Origin of the sequence: Inhella gelatinilytica (assembly GCF_016093295.1) — a bacterium.
In the GTDB taxonomy this organism is placed as follows: Bacteria; Pseudomonadota; Gammaproteobacteria; order Burkholderiales; family Burkholderiaceae_C; genus Inhella; species Inhella gelatinilytica.
On record NZ_JAEDAL010000001.1, the window covers coordinates 779,103 to 803,149 of the forward strand.

The 24,047-nt window shown below is 64.7% G+C and carries 31 protein-coding genes; 20 read left to right on the forward strand and 11 right to left on the reverse strand.

Annotated features, from left to right (window positions below):
- Positions 1–372: 372 nt before the first annotated feature.
- From I7X43_RS03605 to I7X43_RS03635, 7 genes are read left to right on the forward strand one after another with little or no spacing between them, the layout of a single operon-like run.
- Positions 373–864 (forward strand): GNAT family N-acetyltransferase, encoded by a 492-nt coding sequence (locus I7X43_RS03605; RefSeq protein WP_198099515.1) that lies wholly within the window; start codon positions 373–375, stop codon positions 862–864.
- Positions 861–1,382, forward strand: coding sequence for a cysteine hydrolase family protein (locus tag I7X43_RS03610; RefSeq protein ID WP_198099516.1), 522 nt, complete (start codon positions 861–863; stop codon positions 1,380–1,382). The genes I7X43_RS03605 and I7X43_RS03610 overlap by 4 nt, the downstream gene beginning before the upstream one ends.
- Positions 1,379–2,023: a 16S rRNA (guanine(527)-N(7))-methyltransferase RsmG gene (gene rsmG / locus I7X43_RS03615; RefSeq protein ID WP_198099517.1), complete on the forward strand. Its 645-nt coding sequence runs from the start codon at positions 1,379–1,381 to the stop codon at positions 2,021–2,023. Before I7X43_RS03610 ends, rsmG begins: the two co-directional genes overlap by 4 nt.
- Before the next feature lie 52 nt (positions 2,024–2,075).
- A complete protein-coding gene (locus tag I7X43_RS03620) occupies positions 2,076–2,846 on the forward strand; it encodes a ParA family protein (RefSeq protein WP_198099518.1) in 771 nt (256 codons plus the stop codon).
- A 12-nt stretch (positions 2,847–2,858) separates the two neighbouring features.
- Positions 2,859–3,149, forward strand: a complete 291-nt coding sequence (locus I7X43_RS03625; protein ID WP_198099519.1) for a nucleotidyltransferase family protein — start codon at positions 2,859–2,861, stop codon at positions 3,147–3,149.
- Between the two features lie 4 nt (positions 3,150–3,153).
- Positions 3,154–3,513 (forward strand): HepT-like ribonuclease domain-containing protein, encoded by a 360-nt coding sequence (locus I7X43_RS03630; protein ID WP_198099520.1) that lies wholly within the window; start codon positions 3,154–3,156, stop codon positions 3,511–3,513.
- The gene (locus tag I7X43_RS03635; protein WP_198099521.1) at positions 3,513–4,307 is read left to right on the forward strand and encodes a GNAT family N-acetyltransferase; all 795 of its coding nucleotides are present in this window, start codon (positions 3,513–3,515) and stop codon (positions 4,305–4,307) included. Before I7X43_RS03630 ends, I7X43_RS03635 begins: the two co-directional genes overlap by 1 nt.
- 15 nt (positions 4,308–4,322) lie before the next feature.
- Here the strand turns inward: I7X43_RS03635 and argC are convergent, their stop codons facing one another.
- Positions 4,323–5,267 carry an N-acetyl-gamma-glutamyl-phosphate reductase gene (gene argC / locus I7X43_RS03640; RefSeq protein WP_198099522.1) on the reverse strand — a complete coding sequence of 315 codons (945 nt, stop codon included), beginning with the start codon at positions 5,265–5,267 and terminating at the stop codon, positions 4,323–4,325.
- On the opposite strand from argC, the gene I7X43_RS03645 reads away from it, so the two are divergent.
- The 7 genes from I7X43_RS03645 (at position 5,266) to I7X43_RS03675 (ending at position 13,237) form a co-directional block, all read left to right on the forward strand.
- A complete protein-coding gene (locus I7X43_RS03645; RefSeq protein WP_198099523.1) occupies positions 5,266–5,850 on the forward strand; it encodes an RBBP9/YdeN family alpha/beta hydrolase in 585 nt (194 codons plus the stop codon). The two genes, argC and I7X43_RS03645, sit on opposite strands and share 2 nt — an antisense overlap.
- Positions 5,847–6,413 carry a hypothetical protein gene (locus I7X43_RS03650; protein ID WP_198099524.1) on the forward strand — a complete coding sequence of 189 codons (567 nt, stop codon included), beginning with the start codon at positions 5,847–5,849 and terminating at the stop codon, positions 6,411–6,413. The genes I7X43_RS03645 and I7X43_RS03650 overlap by 4 nt, the downstream gene beginning before the upstream one ends.
- Positions 6,414–6,427: 14 nt before the next feature.
- Positions 6,428–7,318: a ParB/RepB/Spo0J family partition protein gene (locus I7X43_RS03655; RefSeq protein ID WP_198099525.1), complete on the forward strand. Its 891-nt coding sequence runs from the start codon at positions 6,428–6,430 to the stop codon at positions 7,316–7,318.
- A 188-nt stretch (positions 7,319–7,506) separates the two neighbouring features.
- Positions 7,507–9,429 (forward strand): PrkA family serine protein kinase, encoded by a 1,923-nt coding sequence (locus I7X43_RS03660; protein ID WP_198099526.1) that lies wholly within the window; start codon positions 7,507–7,509, stop codon positions 9,427–9,429.
- Between the two features lie 23 nt (positions 9,430–9,452).
- Positions 9,453–10,706, forward strand: coding sequence for a YeaH/YhbH family protein (locus tag I7X43_RS03665; protein WP_198099795.1), 1,254 nt, complete (start codon positions 9,453–9,455; stop codon positions 10,704–10,706).
- Positions 10,707–10,812: 106 nt separating this feature from the next.
- The gene (locus I7X43_RS03670) at positions 10,813–12,321 is read left to right on the forward strand and encodes a SpoVR family protein (protein ID WP_246480181.1); all 1,509 of its coding nucleotides are present in this window, start codon (positions 10,813–10,815) and stop codon (positions 12,319–12,321) included.
- Positions 12,322–12,388: 67 nt separating this feature from the next.
- Complete coding sequence (locus I7X43_RS03675; protein WP_198099528.1) at positions 12,389–13,237, forward strand: bile acid:sodium symporter family protein; 849 nt, start codon at positions 12,389–12,391, stop codon at positions 13,235–13,237.
- A gap of 1 nt (position 13,238) precedes the next feature.
- Here the strand turns inward: I7X43_RS03675 and I7X43_RS03680 are convergent, their stop codons facing one another.
- From I7X43_RS03680 to I7X43_RS03695, 4 genes are read right to left on the reverse strand one after another with little or no spacing between them, the layout of a single operon-like run.
- A complete protein-coding gene (locus I7X43_RS03680; RefSeq protein ID WP_198099529.1) occupies positions 13,239–13,700 on the reverse strand; it encodes a hypothetical protein in 462 nt (153 codons plus the stop codon).
- Positions 13,701–13,753: 53 nt separating this feature from the next.
- Positions 13,754–14,224: a chromate transporter gene (locus I7X43_RS03685; RefSeq protein WP_198099530.1), complete on the reverse strand. Its 471-nt coding sequence runs from the start codon at positions 14,222–14,224 to the stop codon at positions 13,754–13,756.
- A 6-nt stretch (positions 14,225–14,230) separates the two neighbouring features.
- Complete coding sequence (locus tag I7X43_RS03690) at positions 14,231–14,995, reverse strand: chromate transporter (RefSeq protein ID WP_198099531.1); 765 nt, start codon at positions 14,993–14,995, stop codon at positions 14,231–14,233.
- Positions 14,996–15,000: 5 nt separating this feature from the next.
- A complete protein-coding gene (locus I7X43_RS03695; protein WP_198099532.1) occupies positions 15,001–15,168 on the reverse strand; it encodes a hypothetical protein in 168 nt (55 codons plus the stop codon).
- A 98-nt stretch (positions 15,169–15,266) separates the two neighbouring features.
- On the opposite strand from I7X43_RS03695, the gene I7X43_RS03700 reads away from it, so the two are divergent.
- The gene (locus I7X43_RS03700) at positions 15,267–15,524 is read left to right on the forward strand and encodes a hypothetical protein (protein ID WP_198099533.1); all 258 of its coding nucleotides are present in this window, start codon (positions 15,267–15,269) and stop codon (positions 15,522–15,524) included.
- A 290-nt stretch (positions 15,525–15,814) separates the two neighbouring features.
- Positions 15,815–16,186: a hypothetical protein gene (locus tag I7X43_RS03705; protein WP_198099534.1), complete on the forward strand. Its 372-nt coding sequence runs from the start codon at positions 15,815–15,817 to the stop codon at positions 16,184–16,186.
- A gap of 159 nt (positions 16,187–16,345) precedes the next feature.
- On the opposite strand, the gene I7X43_RS03710 is transcribed toward I7X43_RS03705, so the two are convergent.
- Positions 16,346–16,948, reverse strand: coding sequence for a lysophospholipid acyltransferase family protein (locus I7X43_RS03710; protein WP_198099535.1), 603 nt, complete (start codon positions 16,946–16,948; stop codon positions 16,346–16,348).
- Between the two features lie 93 nt (positions 16,949–17,041).
- Here I7X43_RS03710 and I7X43_RS03715 point away from each other — a divergent pair, with 93 nt between their 5' ends.
- Both I7X43_RS03715 and I7X43_RS03720 read left to right on the forward strand, forming a co-directional pair.
- Positions 17,042–17,626 (forward strand): cob(I)yrinic acid a,c-diamide adenosyltransferase, encoded by a 585-nt coding sequence (locus I7X43_RS03715; protein WP_198099536.1) that lies wholly within the window; start codon positions 17,042–17,044, stop codon positions 17,624–17,626.
- Entirely contained in the window at positions 17,623–18,852 is a 1,230-nt protein-coding gene (locus I7X43_RS03720) for a DEAD/DEAH box helicase (RefSeq protein ID WP_198099537.1), read from the forward strand. Before I7X43_RS03715 ends, I7X43_RS03720 begins: the two co-directional genes overlap by 4 nt.
- Here I7X43_RS03720 and I7X43_RS03725 read toward each other — a convergent pair.
- Positions 18,843–19,823: a helix-turn-helix transcriptional regulator gene (locus I7X43_RS03725; RefSeq protein ID WP_198099538.1), complete on the reverse strand. Its 981-nt coding sequence runs from the start codon at positions 19,821–19,823 to the stop codon at positions 18,843–18,845. The genes I7X43_RS03720 and I7X43_RS03725 overlap by 10 nt on opposite strands.
- 96 nt (positions 19,824–19,919) lie before the next feature.
- Here I7X43_RS03725 and I7X43_RS03730 point away from each other — a divergent pair, with 96 nt between their 5' ends.
- A complete protein-coding gene (locus tag I7X43_RS03730) occupies positions 19,920–21,002 on the forward strand; it encodes a hypothetical protein (protein WP_198099539.1) in 1,083 nt (360 codons plus the stop codon).
- 31 nt (positions 21,003–21,033) lie between these two features.
- Here the strand turns inward: I7X43_RS03730 and I7X43_RS03735 are convergent, their stop codons facing one another.
- The 4 genes from I7X43_RS03735 to I7X43_RS03750 all read right to left on the reverse strand — a co-directional run bounded on the left by I7X43_RS03735 (position 21,034) and on the right by I7X43_RS03750 (position 23,097).
- Positions 21,034–21,219 (reverse strand): hypothetical protein, encoded by a 186-nt coding sequence (locus I7X43_RS03735; RefSeq protein WP_198099540.1) that lies wholly within the window; start codon positions 21,217–21,219, stop codon positions 21,034–21,036.
- Between the two features lie 85 nt (positions 21,220–21,304).
- On the reverse strand, positions 21,305–21,970 hold the full coding sequence (locus I7X43_RS03740) for a 3'-5' exonuclease (RefSeq protein WP_310737510.1): 666 nt from the start codon (positions 21,968–21,970) through the stop codon (positions 21,305–21,307).
- A complete protein-coding gene (locus tag I7X43_RS03745; RefSeq protein ID WP_198099541.1) occupies positions 21,967–22,281 on the reverse strand; it encodes a nucleotide pyrophosphohydrolase in 315 nt (104 codons plus the stop codon). The genes I7X43_RS03740 and I7X43_RS03745 overlap by 4 nt, the downstream gene beginning before the upstream one ends.
- A 204-nt stretch (positions 22,282–22,485) precedes the next feature.
- On the reverse strand, positions 22,486–23,097 hold the full coding sequence (locus I7X43_RS03750; protein WP_198099542.1) for a phenylacetic acid degradation protein PaaY: 612 nt from the start codon (positions 23,095–23,097) through the stop codon (positions 22,486–22,488).
- A 135-nt stretch (positions 23,098–23,232) separates the two neighbouring features.
- On the opposite strand from I7X43_RS03750, the gene I7X43_RS03755 reads away from it, so the two are divergent.
- Positions 23,233–24,036 (forward strand): enoyl-CoA hydratase-related protein, encoded by an 804-nt coding sequence (locus I7X43_RS03755; protein WP_198099543.1) that lies wholly within the window; start codon positions 23,233–23,235, stop codon positions 24,034–24,036.
- Positions 24,037–24,047: the final 11 nt, after the last annotated feature.

Consider the following 24,047-nt stretch of genomic DNA (forward strand, 5'->3'; position numbering starts at 1 on the left):
AAAACCAGCCCGCTAAGCGGCCGGGGTACCGGCCGTCTAGACCACTGAGAACCATCACGGCCTTGCTGCGATGGCGGAGAACCCCAAGCTCTCGTTTCGCATGGGCGCGTACGCTTCGGGGTCTGTCCTTCGTCGCTTGACCAGGATGGTTCTCAGTGGTCAGGACGACGGCGAAGTCCGGCGCCTTCGGAGTCCTGCCTTGGGCAGGCAGTGGAGGGCTGGTGTCAGTATGAGCCAGCCGTACCATCGCCTGAAGGTCCGAGACCGAAGGCGGTATTGAGCGCCTTTCTTTGGTGACTTTCTTTGGCGCAGCAAAGAAAGTCACCCGCCGGCCGGGGCGGATTCCCGGCGGGCTCGAGTCCAATCAACACCATGCCCCTCACCCTCCACCCCATCACCCCCGCCGACATCCCCTCCTTCCACGCCTGCCTAGACGCCGTCGCCCGCGAGCAGCGCTTCCTGGCCTTGCTGGAAGCACCGCCGCTAGAGCACATGCAGGGCTTTGTCAGCGACAACATTGCCCGAGGTATTCCGCATGTGGTGGTCCGCGACGGCGATCAGGTGGTGGGCTGGTGTGACCTGATCCCCGGCTGGCACCACACACTGCGCCATTGCGCGTCTCTGGGCATGGGCTTGCTGCCCACCTACCGCGGCCGTGGACTGGGTGAGGCCTTGTTCAAAGCCTGCTTGGCTCGCGCCGCGGACGCCGGCATCACACGCATTGAACTCGAAGCGCGAGCAGACAACGAAGCCGCCCTGCGCCTGTACCGCCGTTTGGGCTTTCAGGTCGAAGGCACCAAGCCGCGCGGCATGCGGGTGGAGGGCATCTACTACGACACCATCGCCATGGGTTTGCTGCTGTGACCCAAGCGCTGCTGGTCATCGACGTCCAGACCGGCACCTTCGACGGCCTCCATTGCGCCCCCATGCCCGGCGGCCCCGAGCTGATCCGAGCCTGCCAACGCGCGATCGCGTGGGCACGGCAGCAAGCCCTGCCGGTCATTTGGATTCAACACCACGAGCCAGGGGGCGCCATGGATGGGATGGGCTTCGAGATCGATGCACGGCTGCAGCCCCTGGCCCACGAAAAGCGCGTCACCAAGCGGCAACCCAGCGCCTTCGAGGGCACCGCGCTGGGGGACAATTTGGTCGCGTTGGGCGTCACCCACCCCGTGCTGGTCGGCTTGCAGTCCGACTGCTGCGTCCGGGCCACCGCCCAAGCGGCGCAGGCGCGGGGCCTAAACCCCATCGTCGTGGCCGATGCCCATCACACCTGGCCCAACGGGGAGCACAGCGCCGACGCGATCCGCAGCCGCATCAACCAAGAGCTGGCCCAAGCCGGCATTGCCGTCCTTCCGCTGGCCGACCTGCCCACCGCATGAACCTGCACCACGATCTCCACCAAGCCACCACCACCCTGCAACTCGGCCTGGACGCCGCCCGCGAACAGCAGCTGCTGGACTACCTGGCCCTGCTGGCCAAATGGACGAAGGTCTACAACCTAACTGCCGTGCGCACACCGGAAAGCATGTTGACCCTGCACTTGGTCGACAGCCTGGCCGCGCTGCCCGCCCTGATGCGCCAAACCCAGGGCCAACCCACGCGCGTGCTGGATGTGGGCAGCGGCGGCGGATTGCCCGGCATCGCCTTCGCGATTGCGGCACCCGAGCAGCTGCGCATCACCTGCGTGGACACGGTGGAAAAGAAAGTGCGGTTCATTGCCCAGGTGGGGGCCGAGCTGGGCCTCAAAAACCTGCGAGCCGAACACGCCCGGGTCGAACAGTTGCAGGCCGAGCCCTTTCCCGTCATCACCAGCCGCGCCTTTGCTTCGCTGGTCGACTTCGTTCAGCTCACCCGCCACCTGCTGGCACCGGGCGGCGTCTGGATGGCGCTCAAGGGCCAGCACCCAGCCGATGAAATCGCCGCCCTGCCCGCCGACGTAGAAGTGTTTCACGTGGAACAACTGAACGTTCCGGGGCTGGATGCGCAGCGTTGCATCGTCTGGATGCGGCCCAAAACCTGATTCCCAACGCGATTCACGGCTAAGCTCCCGCCCTCTCCTGCAACAACACATCATGGCCAAGATCTTTTGCATCGCCAACCAAAAGGGCGGCGTGGGCAAGACCACCACCTGCGTCAATGTGGCGGCCGGCTTGGCCCAGATTGGCCAGCGCGTGCTGCTGGTTGACCTCGATCCACAAGGCAATGCCACCATGGGCTCGGGGGTGGACAAGCGCAGCCTGGACCCTTCGGTCTACGACGTGCTGCTGGGCAATGCCTCCGTGGCCGAGGCGCGACGCAAGAGTGAACTCGGGGGCTATGACGTGCTGGGCGCCAACCGCGACCTGGCGGGGGCCGAGGTGGAGTTGGTCGGCATGGAACACCGCGAGCGGCGCCTGAAAGATGCGCTGGCGCTGGTCGACGCCGATTACGACCTGGTGCTGATTGACTGCCCCCCGTCGCTGTCGATGTTGACCCTCAACGGTCTGTGCAGCGCCCACGGTGTGTTGGTGCCCATGCAGTGCGAGTACTACGCGCTCGAAGGCTTGACCGACTTGGTCAACACCATCAAGCAGGTGCACGCCAACAAGAACCGCGACCTGCAGGTGATCGGCCTGCTGCGCGTGATGTTCGACCCTCGCATCACCCTGCAAAACCAGGTGGCCGAGCAGCTCAAGGCGCACTTTGGCGACAAGGTCTTCAACACCATCATCCCGCGCAACGTGCGCCTGGCCGAGGCCCCCAGCTACGGCCAGCCGGGCGTGGTGTTCGACCCGCACGCCAAAGGCGCCCAGGCCTATGTGGAGTGCGCGCGCGAAATGGTGGAGCGCGTGCGCAATCTCTGATTCAATGGCGGCATGCGCCCCTCCGACGCCTTGAACCACCACCGCGATGCCGTCCGACGCCTCGTGACCACCCATCGCGCCCGGAACCCGCGGGTGTTTGGCTCGGTGATGCGGGGCCAAGATGGGGAAGACAGCGATTTGGACTTGTTGATCGACCCCGATCCGGACATGTCCCTGTTCGATCTGGGCGCCCTGTCGTCTGACTTGCAAGACCTCCTGGGCGTCACGGTCGATGTCCTCACCCCCCGCGCCCTGCCTGTACAGTGGCGCGATGCCATCGTGGCCGAGGCCCGTCCCGTTTGAGCGCATGAAAGGCACCCCTCATTCCGTTGACGAGGTCCTCCGCCACATGTTGGAGGCCGCCGACGAGATCATCGCCTTCGTTCAGGGCATGGATGCCAAGGCCTTCGAGGCCGACCGGAAAACGCGAAACGCGGCCGTTCGATCTCTGGAAGTGATTGGCGAGGCGGCACGAAATCTCCAGCGCCACCACCCCGAATTTGTTGAATTGCACCCGAACCTGCCGCTGCGTGCGGCTGCCGGGATGCGCAATGCCCTCATCCACGGTTACTTTGAGGTCGACTGGCCGCAGGTGTGGACCACGGTTGTGCGCGACATCCCGGCTTTGCGCCGACAAGTCCAGGCGTTGCTAGTCAGCCGCGCCTGATGCCCATTCGCCCGCCCAACGCCCCCCCGTCGGCCAGCTTGATGCGCCGGGTGGAAGACGCCGGGCTCAACGCCAGCGCCCCCCCGCAACAAGCCTTGGTGGATGGCTGGCTCTTGCGGCTCTCGCCCGGCCACGCCAAGCGCTCGCGCTGCATCAACGCGCTGCAGCGCGGGCAGCTGCCGCTGGACATCCTGCTGGCGCGCTGCCGCGCGGTGTTCGAGGCCTCGGGCCTGCCGCTGATCGTGCGCATCACCCCCTTCACTCAGCCCCACAACCTGGATGACGAATTGGCCTTGCGCGGCTGGCACCGCTTCGACGAAACCCAGGTGTTGATTCGGCAGGATCTGAGCGGCGCCGCAGCGGCGCCCTTGCCCGCCGGCATGCACCTGCTGCCCGTCGGCCCGGCCCGTTACGCCGAGGTCGTGGGGCACTTGCGCGGCAACCGCCCGGAAGAAATTGCCGCCCACTTTGAACGCTTGGCCGCCAGCCCCGTGCCCTACCAGGGCCATGTGCTGTTGGACCGCAGCGAACGCCTGCTGGCCTGCGGACAGCTGGCGCTGGAAGAGGGCCTGGCGGGGCTTTACGACATCTTCACCCCGCCCGAAGCGCGGCGACGCGGGTTTGCGCGACTGCTGTGCCAAGCGCTGCTGACGCGAGCCGCCGCCCAGGGGGCGCTGCATGCGTACCTGCAGGTCAGCGCCGACAACCAGCCGGCGCTGGCACTCTATGCCGGTCTGGGCTTTCAGCCGGCCTACGGCTACCACTACCGCAGCGAGCGGCCGCTGCCGGCTTAAGCCAACACAGGGCTGTCAAAGCCCCAGCCCTTCCTCGCACCCCAGGTGCACGTTCATGCTTTGCACCGCCGCGCCGCTGGCGCCCTTGCCCAGGTTGTCGAGGCGGGCCATGACCATCGCATGGCGCTCGCTGGCAAACACGAAGATATCGACACGATTGGTGTCGTTGCAGCCTTGAACATCGAAGAAGCCGTCTTTTAGCGCATCCGCGTCGCGCAGTGGCAGCACGCGCACAAAGGGCTCGCCGCTGTAGCGTGCGGCCAGGGCGGCGTGCAGCAGCTCGGGCGTGGTACCCGGCTTCAGGTCGACCAGGTGCAAGGGCACGCTCACCGTCAGGCCCTTGTAGAAGGGGCCCACGATGGGCTGGAACAGGGGCGGCGTGCGCAAACCCGTGTGGGCCGCCATCTCCGGCTGGTGCTTGTGGGTCAGGCTCAGGGCGTAGGGGCGGGGGCTCAAGAGCTTGGCGTCGCCCCCAGTCTCGTACTGGGCAATCATGCTCTTGCCGCCCCCCGAATAGCCGGTGATGGAGTTGGCCGTCACGCGCGCATCGGCCGGCAGCAAGCCCGCATCGACCAAGGGGCGCACGGCCAGAATGAAGGCGCTGGCATGGCAACCGGGGTTGGCGATGCGCTTGGCCTGGCGCAGCTGGGCGCGCTGGCCCGGCGCCAGCTCGGGCAGGCCAAAGGCCCAGCCCGCTTGGGTGCGGTGCGCGGTGCTGGCGTCGATGACGCAGGTGTTCGGGTTGTCGATCAGCGCCACGGCCTCGACCGCAGCGGCGTCGGGCAGGCACAGAAAGGCCACATCGGCCGCATTGAGCAGACGGCGGCGCTCGTCCACGTCTTTGCGCTTGCTGCTGTCGATCACCAGCAGTTCAATGTCGGGGCGGGCGGCCAGATACTCATGGATGCGAAGGCCTGTCGTGCCTTCATGACCGTCCACAAAAACGCGCGTGCTTGCCATGGCTGTTCTTCCTCGTTCCGAAGCTGCGGATTCTCCGTCGCCTGACACCCTGCCCGTGCTGCTGCTGCCCGGATGGTTGAACTCTGGCGAAGGGCATTGGCAGACGCTGTGGGCGCAGTTTTTTGGCGACCAGTGGGTGGACCAGCACGACTGGCAAAACCCCCGGCGGGGGGACTGGATGGCCCGTCTGGACGAGGTGGTGCAAACCCACCCGGCGCCGCAGTTGCTGCTGGCCGCGCACAGCCTGGGCTGTCACCTCGTGGCCGCATGGGCCGCGCATTCGCAGCACACGGCCCGCATCGCTGGCGCCCTCTTGGTGGCGCCCCCGGACCCTTCGCAAGACGATTGGCCGGCCGCCCTGCGGCCCAGTTGGGCCACGCCGGTGCAGCAAACGCTGCCCTTTGCCGCCACGGTGCTCTTCAGCACCAATGACCCCTTTGACCGCGCGGGCCGCGCGCCGGCCTTTGCCCAGGCCTGGGGCGCCGAGGCCGTCAACCTGGGGGCGTTGGGGCACCTGAACGCCGACTCCGGCCTGGGGCTCTGGCCCCAAGGGCGCGCTTGGCTGCGAACGCTCGCCCCATGAAACCCGATCCTTTCGACGACCCGCCCAACGCCGAGAACGACCCGCTGTGGCTGCGTCGGCCCCTGCATGAGCGCGCCATTCGCATCGGTTTTTACTTGGCCGTGCTCGGGCTGCTGTGCTTGGTCATGGGGCCGCTCGGGTTCGTGCCTTGGCTGTTCATCATGGCCACGGCCGCCGGCGGCGTCGAGCGCCTGGTGTTGCGTCTCTGGGGCGATGCTCGCTTTCATGCACTGAAACACCGCCAAGGCCGCCACTACAGCTTCGCGGGCCACCCGCTACAGATCCACGACGACGGGCGCGACTGCTGGATCGCCGAAGCCAGCGTGCGGCGTTTGCTCAAACGGCAGCACGACCCCGCGCTCAAAGCACGCTTTTCCAATCAATGGCGCGACAGTGCGGAGTTGGGGCTTCAAGGCAAGGGGCTGTGGATCAAGGTCAGCGCCCTGCACCAACACCTGGCCGACGCCCCGGAGCGCATGGACCCCACCCGTGTGCGCCTGCGCGCTTACCTGGATCGGGACATCCTGCAGCCGGCTGCGAAACGGCGGGAGCGGGCAGGCTGAGACAATCCCGCCCCATGGTTACGAAACGCCCCAAAGGATTGGGCCTGGGTCTGGACGCGCTCCTGGGCCCCAAGGTCTCCGACACCCCAGCTGCCGTTGAAGGCGCCCCCAGCCGCCTGCCCGTGGGCCGCCTGCAAGCGGGCAAGTACCAGCCACGCACGCGCATGGACGAGGGTTCGCTGTACGAGTTGGCGGAGAGCATCAAGTCCCAGGGCGTGATGCAACCGATCTTGGTGAGGCCGGTAGGCGGCGACCGCTACGAAATCATCGCCGGCGAGCGCCGCTTCCGCGCCAGCCAGCTCGCTGGGCTGACCGAGGTGCCAGTGCTGGTCAAGGCGGTGCCGGACGAGGCCGCAGCCGTGATGGCGCTGATTGAAAACATTCAGCGCGAAGACCTGAACCCGCTGGAAGAAGCCCAGGGCCTCAAGCGCCTGGTGGACGAATTCGGCCTCACCCACGAGCAAGCCGCCCAGGCCGTGGGCCGCTCGCGCAGCGCGGCCAGCAACCTGCTGCGCTTGCTGCAGCTGGCAGAACCCGTGCAGCAGTTGCTGATGACGGGAGACCTGGACATGGGCCACGCCCGAGCGCTCTTGGCGCTGGACGGCGCCCTGCAAATCACGACTGCGCACGAGGTGGCCGCCAAGAAGCTCAACGTGCGCGACACCGAGAAGCTCGTGGCCCGCCATGCGGCAGGGCGCCAGCAACCCCTGTTGCGCGTCAAGAACGAAAAGTCCCGCGACCTGCTGCGCCTGGAAGAAGAGCTCTCGGACGCCCTGGCCACGACGGTCGAGATTCGGGTGCTCAAACGCAGCAAAAAGGGCCAAAGCGGTGAGATGGCGATCGCCTTTGGCTCGCTGGACGCCCTGCAGGGTGTCATCGACCGCCTGCGCGGCCCGCAAGACTGAATGCGCCATTAGAGGCACCTGCGGGCGCTTTGTCATCCCCGTAACGGCCGGGGTTTGCCCCCTTTCATTGAGGCAAGCACGGTCATCGCATTTGGGGCATGATCCCCTCGACCGTCGGCTAAACGCCGGCGTGGGGCCCGCGCCCTGATCCAGGTCGCACCCCCCGTCGGCAGACGCAGGAGGATGCGATGAATGTGATCAGCCACTTCGCCGCGCGCTACGAGCGCACCAAGGTCGAGGAACTCACGATCGAGGAGTACCTGGCCGAATGCAAGCGTGAGCCCCTGGCCTACGCCACAGCCCCCGAGCGCATGCTCAAAGCGATTGGGGAACCCAAGATGGTGGACACGCGCAACGACCCGCGCCTGTCCCGCATCTTCCAAAACAAGCTCATCAAGATCTACCCGGCCTTCGCCGAGTTCTATGGGTTGGAAGACGCCATCGAGCAGGTCGTGGCCTACTTCCGCCACGCTGCGCAAGGCCTGGAAGAGAAGAAGCAAATCCTCTACCTGCTGGGGCCTGTGGGCGGCGGCAAAAGCTCGATTGCCGAGCGACTCAAAAGCCTGATGGAGCAGGTGCCGTTCTATGCCATCAAGGGCAGCCCGGTGAACGAGAGCCCGCTGGGCCTGTTCGACCCGGTGGAGGACGGCCCGGTGCTGGAGCAGGAGTACGGCATCCCCCGCCGGTATCTCAACCGCATCATGAGCCCGTGGGCCGTCAAGCGCCTGGAGGACTTCGGCGGCGACATCCGCCAGTTCAAGGTCGTCAAGCGCTACCCCAGTGTGCTCAAACAAGTGGGCGTGGCCAAGACCGAGCCCGGCGATGAGAACAACCAGGACATCAGCTCCCTGGTCGGCAAGGTTGACATCCGCAAGCTGGAGACCTTTGCCCAGGACGACCCCGACGCCTACAGCTTCAGCGGCGGCCTGTGCCTGGCCAACCAGGGCCTGCTGGAGTTCGTCGAGATGTTCAAGGCGCCCATCAAGGTGCTGCACCCGCTCCTGACCGCCACGCAAGAGGGCAACTTCAAGGGCACGGAGGGCTTTGGCGCGATTCCCTTCGACGGGATCATCCTGGCGCACAGCAACGAGAGCGAGTGGAAGAGCTTCCGCAACAACAAGAACAACGAAGCCTTCCTGGACCGCATCTACATCGTGAAGGTGCCGTACTGCCTGCGCATCGCCGAGGAGGTGAAGATCTACGAGAAGTTGATCCGCAACTCCTCGCTGGGCGGTGCGCCCTGCGCACCGGGCACGCTGAAGATGATGGCCCAGTTCGCCGTGCTCACGCGCCTCAAGGAGCCCGAGAACAGCTCGCTCTACAGCAAGGCCCTGATCTACGACGGCGAGAACCTCAAGGACACCGACCCCAAGGCCAAGTCCATCCAGGAGTACCGCGACTACGCCGGTGTGGATGAGGGCATGGCCGGCATCAGCACGCGCTTTGCCTACAAGATCCTCTCCAAGGTCTTCAACTTCGACAGCCAAGAGGTCGCCGCCAACCCGGTGCACCTGATGTACGTGCTGGAACAGCAAATCGAGCGCGAGCAGTTCCCCAAGGAGACCGAGGAAAAATACGTCGCCCTGATCAAGGAGATCCTGGCCCCGCGCTACGCCGAGTTCATCGGCAAGGAGATCCAGACCGCCTACCTGGAGAGCTACAGCGAGTACGGCCAGAACCTGTTCGACCGCTACGTTACCTACGCCGACTACTGGATCCAGGACAGCGAGTACCGCGACACCGACACGGGCGAGGTCTTCGACCGCGGTGCGCTCAATGCAGAGCTCGAGAAGATGGAGAAGCCCGCGGGCATCGCCAACCCGAAGGACTTCCGTAACGAGATCGTCAACTTCGTGCTGCGCGCGCGCGCCAACAACGGCGGCAAGAACCCGAGCTGGACCAGCTACGAAAAGCTGCGCGCCGTGATCGAAAAGAAGATGTTCAGCAACACGGAGGACCTGCTGCCCGTCATCAGCTTCAACGCCAAGGCCAGCGCCGAGGACGCCAAGAAGCACGAGAACTTCGTGCAGCGCATGGTGGACAAGGGCTACACCGCCAAGCAGGTGCGCCTGCTGTGCGAGTGGTACCTGCGCGTCCGCAAGTCGTCCTGAGCTGAACGGAGGAGGGCCTCTTGCTGCAGTCCATCATCGATCGGCGGCTGTCGGGGAAAAACAAATCCATCGGCAACCGCGAGCGCTTCCTGCGCCGGGTCAAGGACCAGGTAAAGGAGGCGGTGCGCCGCGCCATCGACGGCCGCTCGATCAAGGACATCGACAAGGGCGAGGACATCCGCATCCCCAAGAAGGACCTGAGCGAGCCCACCTTCCACCACGGCGACGGCGGCACGCGCGAGATCGTGCGGCCCGGCAACAAGGAATTCGTCAAGGGCGACCGCAGCCCCAAGCCCCAAGGCGGGCAAGGGCAAGGCGGGGGCTCCGAGGCCAGCGACTCGGGGGAGGGCGAGGACGACTTCGTCTTTCACCTCAGCCGCGAAGAGTTCATGGAGGTCTTCTTCGAGGACCTGGCCCTGCCGCACCTGGTGCGCACCGAGCTCACCGAACAGCCCGAGTGGAAGACCCACCGCGCCGGCTTTGTCAGCGACGGCTCCCCCACCAACCTGCACGTGGTGCGGAGCATGCGCGGCGCCCTGTCCCGGCGCATCGCGCTGGGCATGGACAAACGCCGCCGCCTGCACGAGCTGGAAGAGGAGCTGGAGCGGGCGCTGGAGCCGCGCCGCACCGTAGTGCTTGCGGAGATCGCCGAGCTCAAGCGCCGCATCGAGGCCATTCCCTACCTGGACCCGATTGACCTGCGCTTTCGCAACCGCGTGCGCGTGCCCGTGCCCAGCACCAATGCCGTGATGTTCTGCCTGATGGACGTCAGCGGCAGCATGGACGAGGGCCGCAAAGACCTGGCCAAGCGCTTTTTCATCCTGCTCTACCTGTTCTTGACCCGCCATTACGAGAAGGTCGAGCTGGTCTTCATCCGCCACCACACGCAGGCGCAGGAAGTGGACGAGCAGAACTTCTTCCATGCCACCGAGACCGGCGGCACCGTGGTCAGCAGCGCCCTGGTGTTGATGGATGAAATCCAGAAGGCGCGCTACCCCACCAGCCAGTGGAACATCTACGGTGCCCAGGCCAGCGATGGCGACAACTGGCACCACGACAGCAGCCGCTGCAAGGAAATCCTGCAGCAACAGATCTTGCCGGCCTGCCGCTACTTTGCCTACGTGCAAGTGGCCGAGGCCGAGCAAAACCTGTGGGAGGAGTACTGCAACCTGGCCGACGAAGTGCCGCACTTCGCGATGAAAAAGGCCACGGCGGCGAACCAGATTTACCCCGTGTTCCGCGAGCTCTTCCGCAAAGAAGGGCGGGCCGCGGCCTGACCCGAAAGCCGGCACCATGGGCACGCTGGAAAACCGCCGCCACCCCCGCCTCGGGCCCGACCGCCACGAGTGGGGGGGCCGCCGAGCACCCGCGCCGCTGCAGCAGATGAAGCCCCTGGCCGAGCGCCCCAGCGCACCCTTGCCCAGCCCCAGTGACTGGACTTTTGAGCTGATCGAGCGCTACCACGAGGTCATCCGCCAGACCGCCGAGCGCTACGGCCTGGACACCTACGCCAACCAGCTCGAAATCATCACCGCCGAACAGATGATGGACGCCTACGCCAGCGTGGGCATGCCGGTGAATTACCGCCACTGGAGCTACGGCAAGGAGTTCATCGCCACCGAGCGCAACTACAAGCGCGGCCAGATGGGCTTGGCCTACGAGATCGTCATCAACTCCGACCCCTGCATCAGCTACCTGATGGAGGAAAACACCTTGGCCATGCAGGCCCTGGTGATCGCCCACGCGGCCTACGGCCACAACAGCTTCTTCAAGGGCAACTACCTGTTCCGCATGTGGACGGATGCCTCGTCCATCATCGATTACCTGGTCTACGCCAAGAAGTACGTCGCCCAGTGCGAAGAGCGCCACGGCATTGAGGCCGTGGAGGCCGTGCTGGACAGCTGCCACGCGCTGATGAGCCATGGCGTGGACCGCTACCGCCGGCCCACCAAGCTGTCACTAGCGCAAGAACGCGCGCTGCAGGCCGAGCGCGAAGACTACATGCAGCGCCAGATCAACGACCTCTGGCGCACCCTGCCGCGCAGAAGCAGCGAGGAGGCCGAGCGCACCGCCCAGCGCTTCCCCGCCGAGCCACAGGAAAACCTGCTGTACTTCATCGAGAAGAACGCGCCGCTGCTGGAGCCCTGGCAACGCGAGATCGTGCGCATCGTGCGCAAGGTGGCGCAATACTTCTACCCCCAGCGTCAGACCCAGGTGATGAACGAGGGCTGGGCCACGTTCTGGCACCACCGCCTGCTCAACCAGATGTACGACGACGGCTACCTGGCCGACGGTTTGATGATGGAGTGGCTGAGCTCGCACACCAATGTGGTCTTGCAGCGTCCCATGCAGCCGCTCAACCCCTATGCGCTCGGGTTCGCGATGTACACGGACCTCAAGCGCATCTGCGAGGCGCCGACCGAGGAAGACCGGCGCTGGTTCCCCGACCTGGCGGGCAGCCCCTGGCTGCCCGCCCTGCAGCACGCCATGCGCAACTTCAAGGACGAGAGCTTCATCGGCCAGTACCTCTCGCCCAAGGTGATGCGCGACTTCCGCCTCTTCAGCATCCTGGACGACGAGGCGCAGAAGGACTACTTGATCAGCGCCATTCACGACGAAAGCGGTTACCGCCACCTGCGCCAGACCCTGGCCGCCAACTACGACCTGGGCACCCGCGAACCGAACATCCAGGTCTGGAACGTCAACCTGCGCGGCGACCGCAGCCTCACCCTGCGCCACACCCAGCACCAAGGCCGTCCGCTGGACAAGAGCGCGCAAGAGGTGCTCAAGCACGTGGCCCGGCTCTGGGGCTTTGGCGTGCACCTGGAGTCGGTGAACGCGCAGGACGACGTGGTTCAGCGCTTCACCGTGCCCGCCCCGGACATTCCCTAGGGCGCATGCCAAGACAGGCCTGGCGAGCCAAGATCGCCCCCTTGTTCTTCCCTGCCCGGACCCCCCCATGACGGCCCTGCTTCCCAACCTGCTGCTGATCGCCCTGGCCTTGGTCATGTTCGGCGTCGGCCTGTCGTTGACCTGGGCCGACTTCCAGCGCCTGCGCCAACACCCCCGCGCGGTGCTGCTGGCCTTGGGCCTGCAAATGCTGGTGCTGCCGGCCCTGGCCTGGGCCCTGGCCGTCGGGTTTGGCTTGAGCCCCGTGTTCGCCGTCGGTCTGATGCTGCTGGCCGCCAGCCCGGGGGGCGTCACCGCCAACCTGTTCTCCCACCTGTTCGGTGGTCATGTGGCGCTCAACCTGTCCATCACCGCCATCAACACCCTGCTGAGCGTGGTCAGCATGCCCTTGATCGCCAACCTGGCGCTGCAGCACTTCATCGGCGAAGGGGTGGTGCCGCTGCAGACCCGCAAGGTGGCCGAGGTCATGGCCGTTGTCCTGGTTCCGGTCGCCCTGGGCATGTTGCTGGCCAAACAGAGCCCGCGCGCGGCCCCAGGCTTGCAAAAGCCATTCAAGATCTTCAGTGCCTTGGTGCTGGCCCTGCTGGCCCTGGGTGCCATCGTCAAGGAATGGACCGCCCTCAGCGAAGCCGCCGCCAGCATTGGCTCTGCCGTGGTGCTGTTCAACCTGCTGAGCCTGGGGCTGGGCTATGGCGCCAGCCGCTGGGCCGGTCTGGACAAACCCATGGCCACCGCCATCGGCTTCGAGATCGGCATCCACAACTCAACGTTGTCGCTTTACATCGCCCTGTCGGTGCTGAGCAACTTCACCATGGCATTGCCCGCCGCGGCCTACTCCATCAGCATGTACGTGCTGGGCCTGCTCTTCGGCCTGCTGCTGCGGCGTCTGCCCGCCTGACCTAGCTTGTGACGCGCCGGTACAGCACGGGCCCATCAATGCGACGCACCACGGCAAAGTCCGTCAACGGCACCAAGGCCAGCGTGCACGCCGAATTGGGACCCGGCTCCATGAACCGGTACTCCACCACCGCCTGACTGCTGGTGGCCAACACCCGTTGAATGCTCAGGCCGTAACAGCCGTTGGCCCCCGTGCCCAAGGTCAGGCCCAGCACCATGAACTGATTGAAGTCCACGCGCGGCAAAGGGACCGGGGCGAACGTGGCGGGTTGGTGCAGGTTCCAGACCCGCTGCCAATCCGCCTCCGTGCGCAACACATAGCTCTCTTGCAGCGTCGTCAGGGACCAGGGTTGCACGATGCGGTCCAACGCCAGCAGCACCGGCTCGTCCTCTGACCCGCCCCCGCAGCCAACCAAGGTCACCATGCCCGCACCCATGAGGGTGCGCCGTTTCCACGTGTTCATGCCGGTCTCCCAACGGATTGAAGCCAGCTCAACGGGAGGCTGAGCACCCCGGTTTACAGGGCCGCACCCAACACCGCAGCACCCGCCACCCAGGCCAGTCCCCAGCGCGGCCAGCGCCACAAGCCCACAAGGGTCAGGGCACTCAGCAAGACCGCATGGCCGTTGACGCGGCCGTCGGCCACCCAAGCATGCATCGCCAAGACGGCCGCCAAATGGACGATCACGCCGACGACGGCCGCAGCCACGGCTTTGAGCGGTGCCTCCCAGCGCGGCAGACGGCGGGTGCGTTCGACCCACGGCGCGCCCAGCAAAATCAGCGCAAAGGACGGCAGGAAACTGAAGTACGCCACCACGCAGGCGGACAGGGCCGCTGCAGCGACCGGTGGGAGTCCCGGCACAGATTGCTGCCAGCCAGCCACCCAGCCCAGAAACACCAGCACCATCAACAAGGGCCCCGGCGTGGTTTCGCCCAGGGCCAACGCATCCATCACCTGCCCAATGCTCACCCACGCGTACTGCTGCACCAGGGCTTACATGACATAGGGCAGCACGGCGTACGCGCCCCCAAAGGTCACCAGCGCGGCCTGCGTAAAGAACACCGCGCTTTGCACCAAAAAGCCATCGGCCCCGTAGAGCCACATCAAACCCACCAGGGGCAAACCCCAGAGCCCCAGTGCCACCACCAAACCCAAGGCCGTCCGCCGCAACAGTGCTTCGGGTGCCGTCACACCGCCCGGGATCTCACGCGGGTCAGCCGGCGCGCTCTGCCAGCCCGCGGGTCGAAGCAGCGCATACGCGATGGCCCCCACCAAGATGAGCGGGTAGGGGGCCCCCAAGGCCAGGGCACCCGCGCTCAAACCAGCGACCCCCCAGGCACCCGGGTGCGTCAAGCTTCGGCGGGCCATCCGCCAAGCAGCCCAGGCCACCAACGCGACGATAGCAGGCTTGAGGCCTGCCAGCAGGGCTTGCCACAGGGGTTCTTGCCCCTGCGTCATGTAAAGCCAGCCCAGGGCCATCATCAGCCCCCACCCGGGCAGGATGAAGAGCAATCCCGCGGCCAACCCCATCCATCGGCCGTGCAGGGCCCAACCCAGGTAGGTCGCCAGCTGCTGGGCTTCTGGCCCAGGCAAGGTCATGCAATAAGCCAGCGCGTGCTGAAACCGCGCTTCGTCAACCCAGCGACGTCGCTCGACCAACTCGCGGTGCATCAGCGCGATTTGAGCGGCAGGCCCTCCAAATGACACCCAGCCCAAGAGCACCCAAAAGCGCAGCGCCTGCGCACAACTGGGCGACACAGAACTCAGGTTTTCTTGCGTGATTTCGACGGGGTGGGCGCCGGCGGGGGGCTTTGCACTTCCGTCTTGCCTTTGTTGTCGCCTTGATCGCCCAAAACACCCTTGAGGGGGCACACCTTGAATGCTGGGCACTTGGCACAGCCGGCCACGACGGCAATGGGGCAAATCGTCATTTCAGAACCTCCAGTTGATCCGCGGCAAGCAAAAGGCTTGCGGGGCCGCATCGGCAGTGCCAGTATCGGGGTCTGCAACAGCCAATGGAGACGCGGGAATGAGCGAATGGATGGTGGCCCTGGCCATGGGTTTGTTGGTGGCGTGGGCGCTGTGGACCGTTTGGGGCGGCGGCGCCTTCAAGCGCTGGATGCAAGAGCGAAGCCTGCGAGCCGCCCAGCAGTTCCAACAAGAACAGGCGGTCGTGGAACCGCCCGAGGTGCACCGCGCCCATGCCCGGCCCGGTGAGCACCCACGGACTATGGCCTCAAACCACCCGCACGATGCACCGCATCGCAGCGGCCAGCGCCACCACTGAGGCACCCCGCAGCCACGCAGTGTGGCCGCTGCTGCGTGAGAACCGACGGCTCGCGTGACGACCGATGCCATGATGGCCATTCGACAATGGGTACAGCCTGTGCCAAACACCACCTGGCAGCTGCTTTAGGCCTCAGTTTTGGCCTGCTGAATGGCACACCAACCTGAATGACTCTCCATGTGCGACAAACACTTGCGAGCGTTTTTACCTGCTGCATTACGCAGCACGGTCTGTCATTGCGCAGTCTCTTGATAACACGTAGGCTTCACTTTTCACCTGGGAGGTGTTTCATGAAGGCTCTCATTTCTCTCTTGATCTCAGTCATGTGCGGTTCTGCCGCAGCAGATGCGTTGGTCCCAATCTATGAGGCCGTTCTTCTGAAGAATGGCAAGGTTGCTGCGCGCGAGCGAGTGTCCGGCTCTTACGGAACTCCTGTCAGTCTTTCATTGCCGGAGTCGGTTCAAGTCGAGGTGGTGGCTGAGTTGCCGGCATCATCTGGCATGTCGAAGACAAACCTCCGCATCTGGCGCGCTGGCGCCGGACCAAGAACTTTAGTCAAGCAGATGTCTGCTGAAATGGATCTTCGTCAGACTCCGTCCTTCGAGTACCAGATTCCCAACTCAGAACTCAAAGTGCTTGTGAAACCTCGCTCAAGCAGGTAGTGCACATCACGCGCCGTGTGGGGTGAAGCCGACCCTTCGCTCGAGGCGACCCCGAGTAGCTCAGGATGAATAAACCAAAGCACTGCCAAGCCGCCGCATGAGCGGCGAAAGCGTCCTAGCTCGACGCGGCAGCGCAGTGGCGGCGGGCCGCGATGGCCATCACGCCCCATCCTGGTGGAACAGCGCCTCACGCAAGCCCTTGTACGGCGCATAAAAGGCCCGCAGTTGGGCGATATCGGCCTCCAGGTCACCCGAGGGCCAGAACACTGGCCCCAGGCCGATGCGCTTGCCGCCAAAGTCCAGGTAAGTGGGCACGATGGGCAGGCCCGCGCCCTGGGCGATTCGATAAAAGCCCGTCTTCCACTCGCGCACCAGGCCGCGCGTGCCTTCGGGCGCAATCAGCAGTTGCAAGGGCCCAGGCGCGTTCTTCAGGGCTTCGACAGAGGAGGCCACCAGGTTGCTCCGCGCGTCCCGGTGCACGGCAATGCCGCCCAGCCAGCGCATCAGCGGGCCCCAGGGCCAGCGAAAAATGCTGGCCTTGCCCATCCAGCGCACCTGCAGCTTGAAGGCAAAGCCCGCCATCAGCATGTACGGCATGTCCCAGTTGCTGGTGTGCGGCGCGGCGATCATCACGCAGCGCTGGGCTTCGGGGGGCAAGCTACCTTCAAGCTTCCAGCCGCACAGCCGCAAGTAGCCGCGGGACAACCATCGCATGGCGGGGCGCAAAACAGGGGTGGTGAAGAGCGTGGCCTGGTGCTTCATGGGCCCTAGTGTCGGGGGTGAGCCCCCTTTTTTGCGCTGCGCTGGCAAGATGCTGGTTTTGCCAGCCTGCCGATTCCCCACCGGCCTCTCACTATGGGCAACCGCCTCACTCAAATAGCCACCCGCACGGGCGACGATGGCACCACCGGCTTGGGCGATGGCCAGCGAGTTTCCAAGTCCAGCCTGCGCATTGCGGCCATGGGCGATGTGGACGAACTCAATTCCCACTTGGGCGTGCTGCTGGCCGAGCCGCTCCCCACTTCGGTGCGCGATTTGCTGGTCGTGGTTCAGCACGAGCTCTTCAACCTGGGGGGCGAGCTGTGCATGCCCGGCTATGCCCTGCTCAAAGACGAGGCCGTCCTGCACCTGGATCAGGCCCTGGCCGATTTCAATGCCGACCTGCCGCGCCTCCAAGAATTCATCCTTCCCGCTGGAACGCGCAGTGCCGCGCTGGCGCATGTTGCCCGCACTGTGGCTCGCCGCTCCGAACGGGCCGTGGTGACCCTGAGTGAAGCCGAGACCGTTCGCGCCACGCCGAGGCATTACCTCAATCGACTGTCGGATCTCCTGTTCGTTTTGGCTCGGGTTCTGAACCGCGCCAACTTGGATGGATTGGGCGGGGACGACGTGTACTGGAAGAGTGAGCGCTTGGCCCGCTCTGAGGCAGACGCTTCGTGACCGGCTTTCAAGCGCTCAGTGCCGCGCTTCAGCACGCAGCGAGCCAGGCCGGGTATGACCACCCGACCCCCATTCAGGCCCTGACACTGCCCGCCGTCCTGGCGGGTCGAGACGTCTTGGCCCTGGCCGAAACGGGCTCGGGCAAGACAGCCGCATACGCCCTGCCTTTGCTGCAACGCCTGCTGGAGCCCAGTCCCACGCCAGATCCGCGCGTGTTGGTCCTGGTACCCACCCGTGAGTTGGCCCTTCAAGTGGCCGAAACCTTTCGGGCGCTGGCTGGCCCGCTGCCCCGGCGCATCAAAGTTGCGGCGCTTTTTGGCGGCGTTTCCATTAACCCGCAGCTCATGGGGCTGCGTGGTGGGGCCGATGCCATCGTGGCCACACCCGGTCGTTTGCTGGATGTGATTCAACACAACGGCGTTCACCTGCAGGCCGTACAAACCTTGGTGCTCGACGAGGGCGATCGCTTGCTCAGCGCCGGGTTTGAAGAGGAATGGCACGCCATTGCTCGCATGCTGCCGCCTCAGCGCCAAAACCTGGTCGTCAGCGCCACCCTGCCGACCTCCCTTGAGCAGCTGACGAGCGCCTTGCTGAAGGACCCGGTCCGGCTCGAATTGGAGGCCCTCCCGTCCCTGCTGACACAGCGAGCCATTCAAGTGGATGCTGCGCAACGCGGTCCCCTGCTGCGCCACCTGATTCGTAGCGCATCCTGGCCCCGTACGCTGGTCTTTGTGGCCACGCGTTATGCCGCCGATCACGTTGCGGACAAACTCAACCAGCACGGTCTCGCCGCTGCCGCGCTGCATGGTGACCAAAGCCAAGGGGCCCGGCGGGACGTTCTTTCGGCGCTCAAAAAAGGCCAGCTTCAAGTGCTGGTGTGCACGGACCTGGCCGCCCGTGGCGTGCACATTCCCGATCTGGCAGCCGTGATCAACCACGACCTGCCCCGTTCAGCCGCCGACCACTTGCATCGAATTGGCCGCACCGGACGCATGGGGCAAGCAGGCGTGGCCGTGAGCTTCATTTGCGCGGACAGCCCCACCAATGCCGAATCGCATTTCCGCTTGATTGAAAAGCGGCAAGGTCAACGCATTGCGCGCGAACAAGTGGCGGGTTTTGAGCCCCAGTCCCTTGCCAGCGAACAGCAGGCGACGGGGGGCATCAAAGGCAAGCGCCCCAATAAGAAGGACAAGGCCCGCGCCGCGCTTAAAGCGGGTCAAAGCTGATCCACGGCAGCCCGCAGGCGGTCCGCAAAGGCATGCCTCAGTGAGTCTGGCGCCCGGACGGTGACTTGCCCGGCGTGTCGCAGCAGGTCCATCAGCAGCTCCGTGGGGTCCACATAGGGCAGGCGCATCAACAGACTGCCATCGCTCTGCGCTTGCACCTGTTGCGCGGGGTGCCACTCCTCGTGGGCCACCCAAGCGGCAGCTTCGGGTTTAAACAGCAGCTCGGCCCATTGCTCCGCCCCGCCCGCGAAAATGCCGTAGCCCCGGTCCATGTCGGCCTCCACGGTCTTGAGAGGCAAGCGCTTGGCCTTGGCGTCCAAGAGACGCGCCGCTTGCACAGCATCCAGCGCAAAGCGACGCAAACCCTCATTTTTGTGGCACCAGGCATCCAAATACCAAGCGTGGCGGTAGTGCACCAAGCGCTGCGGTGACACCTCCCGCGCCTCGATCGACGGGGTGGCTCCCCCGCTGCGTTTGCGGTAATCCAAGACCAAGCGTTGGCCACTCAGCACCCCGCTGCACACCTTCTCAAAGTGTGCGGTGTTGGCCCGGCGGCGTGCGGTGCTGATGAGCTTGACGCGCCGCTGCAAGTCCTTCGCTGCCCCCTCGTCCAACCCCAGCATGGTGTGGATGCGCTCAAACATCGGCGCCAGGTGCCGGCCCAGCAGTTCGCCTTCATCCAGACCTTCGAGCATTTGGTGCAGGGTCAACAGGGCGTGCAGTTCATGCTCGCTGAGCCACAGCCCCGGCAATTCGTGTTTGACGGCGCGCCAATGCTCCTCCCCAAAGCGATAGCCGTTGGTCAGCGCGTCGTACTCAATCGGCGCGCCCAACCGGTCTCTCAAGTAAGCCAAGTCGCGTTTGAAGGTGGCCCGCGAAACCTCCAGTTCGGCCAAGAGTGTGTCGATATGCACACAACCGCGCGAACGGATGAGCATTTCGATCTTGTAAAAGCGTTCGGTTCGGTCCATTGTTCAGTCAGGTCAGGGAGTACCCGAGTATTGCAGGTGGCTCACGCCTTGAGCCATCTGGCTTGCAGACTAATCAACATCTTGTTGGAGACCGTCATGCACAAGCCCCATGCACTGCGCCGCCTGAATACCCTGGACCGCCAATCGGACTTGCACTTTGAAGATCCCGGAGTCCAAGCGGTTCACGAGTCCTTGTCCACGCCGGCGGTGGCACCCGGCATCCCGGGCAGCGAACGGGACCCGCTCGGCTGGCAGTTGGGTTACGACCATGCCCGCTGCCATGTTCCCCTGCCCGCTGCCCACTTGCATCCGGCCTCACCGCTCTTTCAAGGCTTTCACGCCGCCCTGCAAGCCGGTTTGTCCTCGCAGCAACGCGATGTTGCAGCCGGCACGCGCGTGTGGCTGTCCCTTCGCTTGCAGGCTTGGACGGAAGGCCTGCCCTACGAAGAGCAATTACTCACCCCCCATTACCTGCGCCAACTGCGCCGCACCACCTGCCCTGTCACCCGTCAATCCCTTCACGACGAGCAGGGCCACCCCCAACAACGAACCTGGGCACGCCTGCGTCAAGACCACGGCTACGCCGCGGGTCATCTCGTTCAACTGAGCCGGACCGCCGCACAAGCCCTCAAAAACCGCACCGCCACTGACTTGCAACACGTGGCCGACCACTTGGCACCCGAATGCGCCACGGTCGAGGGCTTGGATGCCGCCTCCTGGGCGCGTTTGGCAGCGCTGGCTCGCATGGTCCAAGCGCACGACGACAACCCAGACCCCTTGCCGGTGCTGCCGCCCAACCGGTTGCGCTTGTTGAACCCCCACCATGCCCTGCAAGCCTGGATCACCCGCCAACTGGCTTTGCCCGGCTGGGCCGCCCGCGGCAATGTGCTGGCCCAGGCCCTGCCCACAGAAACCGCTCGAACCGCCGCGCAAGGCTTGGTCGCCGCCCTGGCCCCGCATGCGCTGCGTCTACCGCAACACGAGGGCAAAGAATTGCAATGGCTGCTGGAGGACCTGTGGCGCGATCCCCGTGTCCAACGCCGTTGGGTGGGGCTGAGGGTCGCAACGCGGGGGGTCGATTTGGAAACGCTGCTGCTGCGTCTGCCTGCACCGACCGGCTGTCATCTGGAACACCATGCCGAAGCCGGCGCCACCGAAGGCTGGACCGAACTGCATTGAAAAGGACGCTAAACGCGTCAAAACCGGTGACTTAAGCCGGTAACCCCTTGCTCAAGCGTTCGACGCGCCCGTCTTGTGACTGCAGGCCCACGCAATAGCCTTGACGCATGTAGAACTGGGCCCACTGTTCGGCGGCAGCCCGGTTGGGTAACCACGGAGCGCTCTTTTCAACCCGCATGCGCAGGCCATTGCGCTCGTAAAACACCAATTTCCACATCCCATCGGGACGTGCAGTACCCAGTCGATTGCCCATAGTTTTTCTGGTTGAGGGCTAAAAATTTACCAGAGGCCAGCGGGCGAGCTCAACACAAACGAGGACCTTTCGCGAAGGCTTTCACATAGGCGCCCGCCGCCTTGGGCCATTGGGCGAAGGCCAGGGCTTGCAACCGTTGGGCCAACTCAAACGTCACCGGCAAACCCTCCAGATCACCGGCCAAGTGATGGGCGATGTCCAGTCGCATTTGCATCCACAAGTGCGCCGTGGTGAGGGCGTCAGCCAAGGCCCGGTGCGCCCGGCCCTGGCTGGGCAGTTCATGAAACGCAGCCAAGGTTCCCAACTTGCAGTTGGGCGCCTGCGGATAGAGCTTGCGCGCAAGCTTCACGGTGCACAGCCGCTCGGGGTTGGCATGGGCCTCACAGTCCGCTTTTAGCATCTCTTCACGCCAGAAGAGCGCATCAAAGCCAACGTTATGAGCAATCATCGGACAGGGCGGGTGCCGCTCAGCCAGTTCCCGCATGACGGTCGCCGCGGGCGTGGCCGTTTCTAGCAAGCGATTGCTAATGCCGGTCAGTTGCTCAATGAAGGGCGGAATGACAACGCCCGTGTACATGAGGCTGTCGTAGCGGTCGACCACCTCGCCACCCCGTACCCAAACCACCGCCACTTCCGTGGCCCGAGCGCCCTTTTGTGGTGAAACCCCGGTGGTTTCAAAGTCCACCACGGCCAGCAATTGCGTATCCAAGATCACGGCGGGGGGTACTTCGCGGCGTTTTTGGCCATTTTGGCGACGCAGGCCGCTTCCAGGTCAATGCCGGTTTCACGCGCCAAATGCAGCAAGTACAGCAAGACATCCGCCATTTCATCGGCCACTTGGGTTCGTCCGGGCTCTGACGCCGTCAAGGCCTGAGCCTCATCCGCAGACAACCATTGGTAGCACTCCACCAGCTCCGCCGCCTCCACGGACAAGGCCATCGTGAGGTTCTTGGGGTTCAAGTACGGCAACCATTGACGGTCCTGGGCGAAGCCCGCGAGTCGGTTTTGCCAAGCCAAGAGGTCCATACGGTATTCACAATGCAATTAAAGGTTTTAAATTGGTGGTCGTAGTAGAGGACGCCCGCCGCTGTGGATAAGTCAAAAACATCAAGGCCAACAATCCTTTAGATGCTCATTTGACTTGTGGGTGAATGGCCTAATCGGGCCGGGACGAACCGACAACAACTTCCCAAAATGCTGCTCGGCTGTGGATAAGTGCAAGCTTGTTCGCTAGCCATCCACAGGCTTGTTCATCTCGACTTTGGGCCGAACCTCAAACAGAGGCAGTTCAGGGCGATGGGGCTCAATCGCCGGCAATGGCGTCACTTCCTTCAAGCTGTCCAGGCAGCGGCGGGTGAGCTGCTGGTAGGTGGCCGTGCCCTCGGCCTTCCAGGCGATTTCTTGCTCTGTCAGCTCGCGCAAGGCCTTGGCGGGGCTGCCCACAATCAGGTGACGGGCCGGCAAGCACCGACCCGCGGGCACAAAGGCATGGGCGGCCACGATGGCGTATTCGCCCAGCACCACCTCATCCATCAAGACGGCGTTCATGCCCACCAGGGCGCCCCGCTCCACTTCACAACCGTGCAGGATGGCGCCGTGGCCGATGTGGCCGTCCGGCCCCACCCGGCACACCTTGCCGGGAAAGCCGTGCAGCACACAGCAGTCCTGCACGTTGGCACCCTCCTCGATCACGATGCGGCCGAAGTCGCCGCGCAGGCTGGCGTTCGGGCCGACGTAAGCCTTGGGGCCGATGTGCACGTCGCCAATCAACACGGCGGTGGGGTGTACATGGGCAGTGGGATGGATGACGGGAATCACGCCGTCAATGGCATAGCAGGGCATTTCCGATCCTGATTAAAAGCAAACCTCGTTATCATCGACCGACCGGTCGGTCGGGAATGGCATCGAGGATTTATCCCGAAGTTTCCACCGGCTGTTCGCAGCTTGCACCCGCTTTATCCCCAAACTTATCCCCAGATGAGCTCCACAGACCCTGCTTTGTTGATGGACTGCGCCGATGGCGTGGCGGTGCTGCGGCTGAACCGCCCCCAGGCGCTGAATGCCTTTACCGCCGAACTGTTGGCGACCCTTCGTGAGACGCTGGACCGCCTGGGCGCGGAAGAGTCGGTGCGGGCCGTGGTGATCACGGGCGAGGGCCGGGCGTTCTGTGCGGGTCAAGACCTGTCGGACCCCCATGTCGCGCCCGTGCCGGGTGAAGCGCCCAAGGACATTGGCTACCTGATTGAGCACTTCTACGCGCCCATGGCCCGGGCGCTGCGCGCTTGCCGTGTGCCCACGGTCTGTGCGGTCAATGGTGTGGCGGCGGGCGCGGGCCTCAGCCTGGCCCTGGGCTGTGACTTGGTCGTGGCCAGCGAAAAGGCCTCGTTCGTTCTGGGGTTCAACAAAATTGGCCTGGTGCCCGATGCGGGCTCGACTTGGCTGCTGCCCCGCCTGGTGGGCCGCGCGCGGGCAATGGAACTGGCTCTGCTGGGCGACAAACTCAGCGCCACCGACGCCTTGGCCTGGGGCCTGATCAACCGCTGCGTTGCCCCGGACGCCTTGTTGGAGGAAGCCAAGGCATTGGCGGTCCGCCTGGCCGTGCTGCCCACCCGGGCCTTGGTGCGCACCCGCCAGCTTCTGGACGAGGCTCAGACCCTCTCCTTTGGCGAGGCCTTGAAGGCCGAGGGCGTGGCCCAAAGCGAGCTCGGGTTTGCGCACGACTACCGCGAAGGCGTCGAAGCCTTCATGCAAAAACGCGCACCGCGCTACACCGACCGTTGAATGCAGAGCCC

Coding starts and splice junctions, on each gene's coding strand:
- I7X43_RS03605 (WP_198099515.1), top strand. CDS start 373: ATGCCCCTCACCCTCCACCCCATCACCCCCGCCGACATCCCCTCCTTC.
- I7X43_RS03620 (WP_198099518.1), top strand. CDS start 2,076: ATGGCCAAGATCTTTTGCATCGCCAACCAAAAGGGCGGCGTGGGCAAG.
- I7X43_RS03710 (WP_198099535.1), bottom strand. CDS start 16,948: ATGAAGCACCAGGCCACGCTCTTCACCACCCCTGTTTTGCGCCCCGCC.
- I7X43_RS03695 (WP_198099532.1), bottom strand. CDS start 15,168: ATGACGATTTGCCCCATTGCCGTCGTGGCCGGCTGTGCCAAGTGCCCA.
- I7X43_RS03725 (WP_198099538.1), bottom strand. CDS start 19,823: ATGGACCGAACCGAACGCTTTTACAAGATCGAAATGCTCATCCGTTCG.
- I7X43_RS03650 (WP_198099524.1), top strand. CDS start 5,847: ATGAAACCCGATCCTTTCGACGACCCGCCCAACGCCGAGAACGACCCG.
- I7X43_RS03630 (WP_198099520.1), top strand. CDS start 3,154: ATGAAAGGCACCCCTCATTCCGTTGACGAGGTCCTCCGCCACATGTTG.
- I7X43_RS03680 (WP_198099529.1), bottom strand. CDS start 13,700: ATGAACACGTGGAAACGGCGCACCCTCATGGGTGCGGGCATGGTGACC.
- I7X43_RS03745 (WP_198099541.1), bottom strand. CDS start 22,281: ATGGACCTCTTGGCTTGGCAAAACCGACTCGCGGGCTTCGCCCAGGAC.
- I7X43_RS03670 (WP_246480181.1), top strand. CDS start 10,813: ATGAAGCCCCTGGCCGAGCGCCCCAGCGCACCCTTGCCCAGCCCCAGT.
- I7X43_RS03705 (WP_198099534.1), top strand. CDS start 15,815: ATGAAGGCTCTCATTTCTCTCTTGATCTCAGTCATGTGCGGTTCTGCC.
- I7X43_RS03735 (WP_198099540.1), bottom strand. CDS start 21,219: ATGTGGAAATTGGTGTTTTACGAGCGCAATGGCCTGCGCATGCGGGTT.
- I7X43_RS03675 (WP_198099528.1), top strand. CDS start 12,389: ATGACGGCCCTGCTTCCCAACCTGCTGCTGATCGCCCTGGCCTTGGTC.
- I7X43_RS03715 (WP_198099536.1), top strand. CDS start 17,042: ATGGGCAACCGCCTCACTCAAATAGCCACCCGCACGGGCGACGATGGC.
- I7X43_RS03645 (WP_198099523.1), top strand. CDS start 5,266: ATGGCTGTTCTTCCTCGTTCCGAAGCTGCGGATTCTCCGTCGCCTGAC.
- I7X43_RS03660 (WP_198099526.1), top strand. CDS start 7,507: ATGAATGTGATCAGCCACTTCGCCGCGCGCTACGAGCGCACCAAGGTC.
- I7X43_RS03750 (WP_198099542.1), bottom strand. CDS start 23,097: ATGCCCTGCTATGCCATTGACGGCGTGATTCCCGTCATCCATCCCACT.
- argC (WP_198099522.1), bottom strand. CDS start 5,267: ATGGCAAGCACGCGCGTTTTTGTGGACGGTCATGAAGGCACGACAGGC.
- I7X43_RS03730 (WP_198099539.1), top strand. CDS start 19,920: ATGCACAAGCCCCATGCACTGCGCCGCCTGAATACCCTGGACCGCCAA.
- I7X43_RS03655 (WP_198099525.1), top strand. CDS start 6,428: ATGGTTACGAAACGCCCCAAAGGATTGGGCCTGGGTCTGGACGCGCTC.
- I7X43_RS03635 (WP_198099521.1), top strand. CDS start 3,513: ATGCCCATTCGCCCGCCCAACGCCCCCCCGTCGGCCAGCTTGATGCGC.
- rsmG (WP_198099517.1), top strand. CDS start 1,379: ATGAACCTGCACCACGATCTCCACCAAGCCACCACCACCCTGCAACTC.
- I7X43_RS03755 (WP_198099543.1), top strand. CDS start 23,233: ATGAGCTCCACAGACCCTGCTTTGTTGATGGACTGCGCCGATGGCGTG.
- I7X43_RS03625 (WP_198099519.1), top strand. CDS start 2,859: ATGCGCCCCTCCGACGCCTTGAACCACCACCGCGATGCCGTCCGACGC.
- I7X43_RS03700 (WP_198099533.1), top strand. CDS start 15,267: ATGAGCGAATGGATGGTGGCCCTGGCCATGGGTTTGTTGGTGGCGTGG.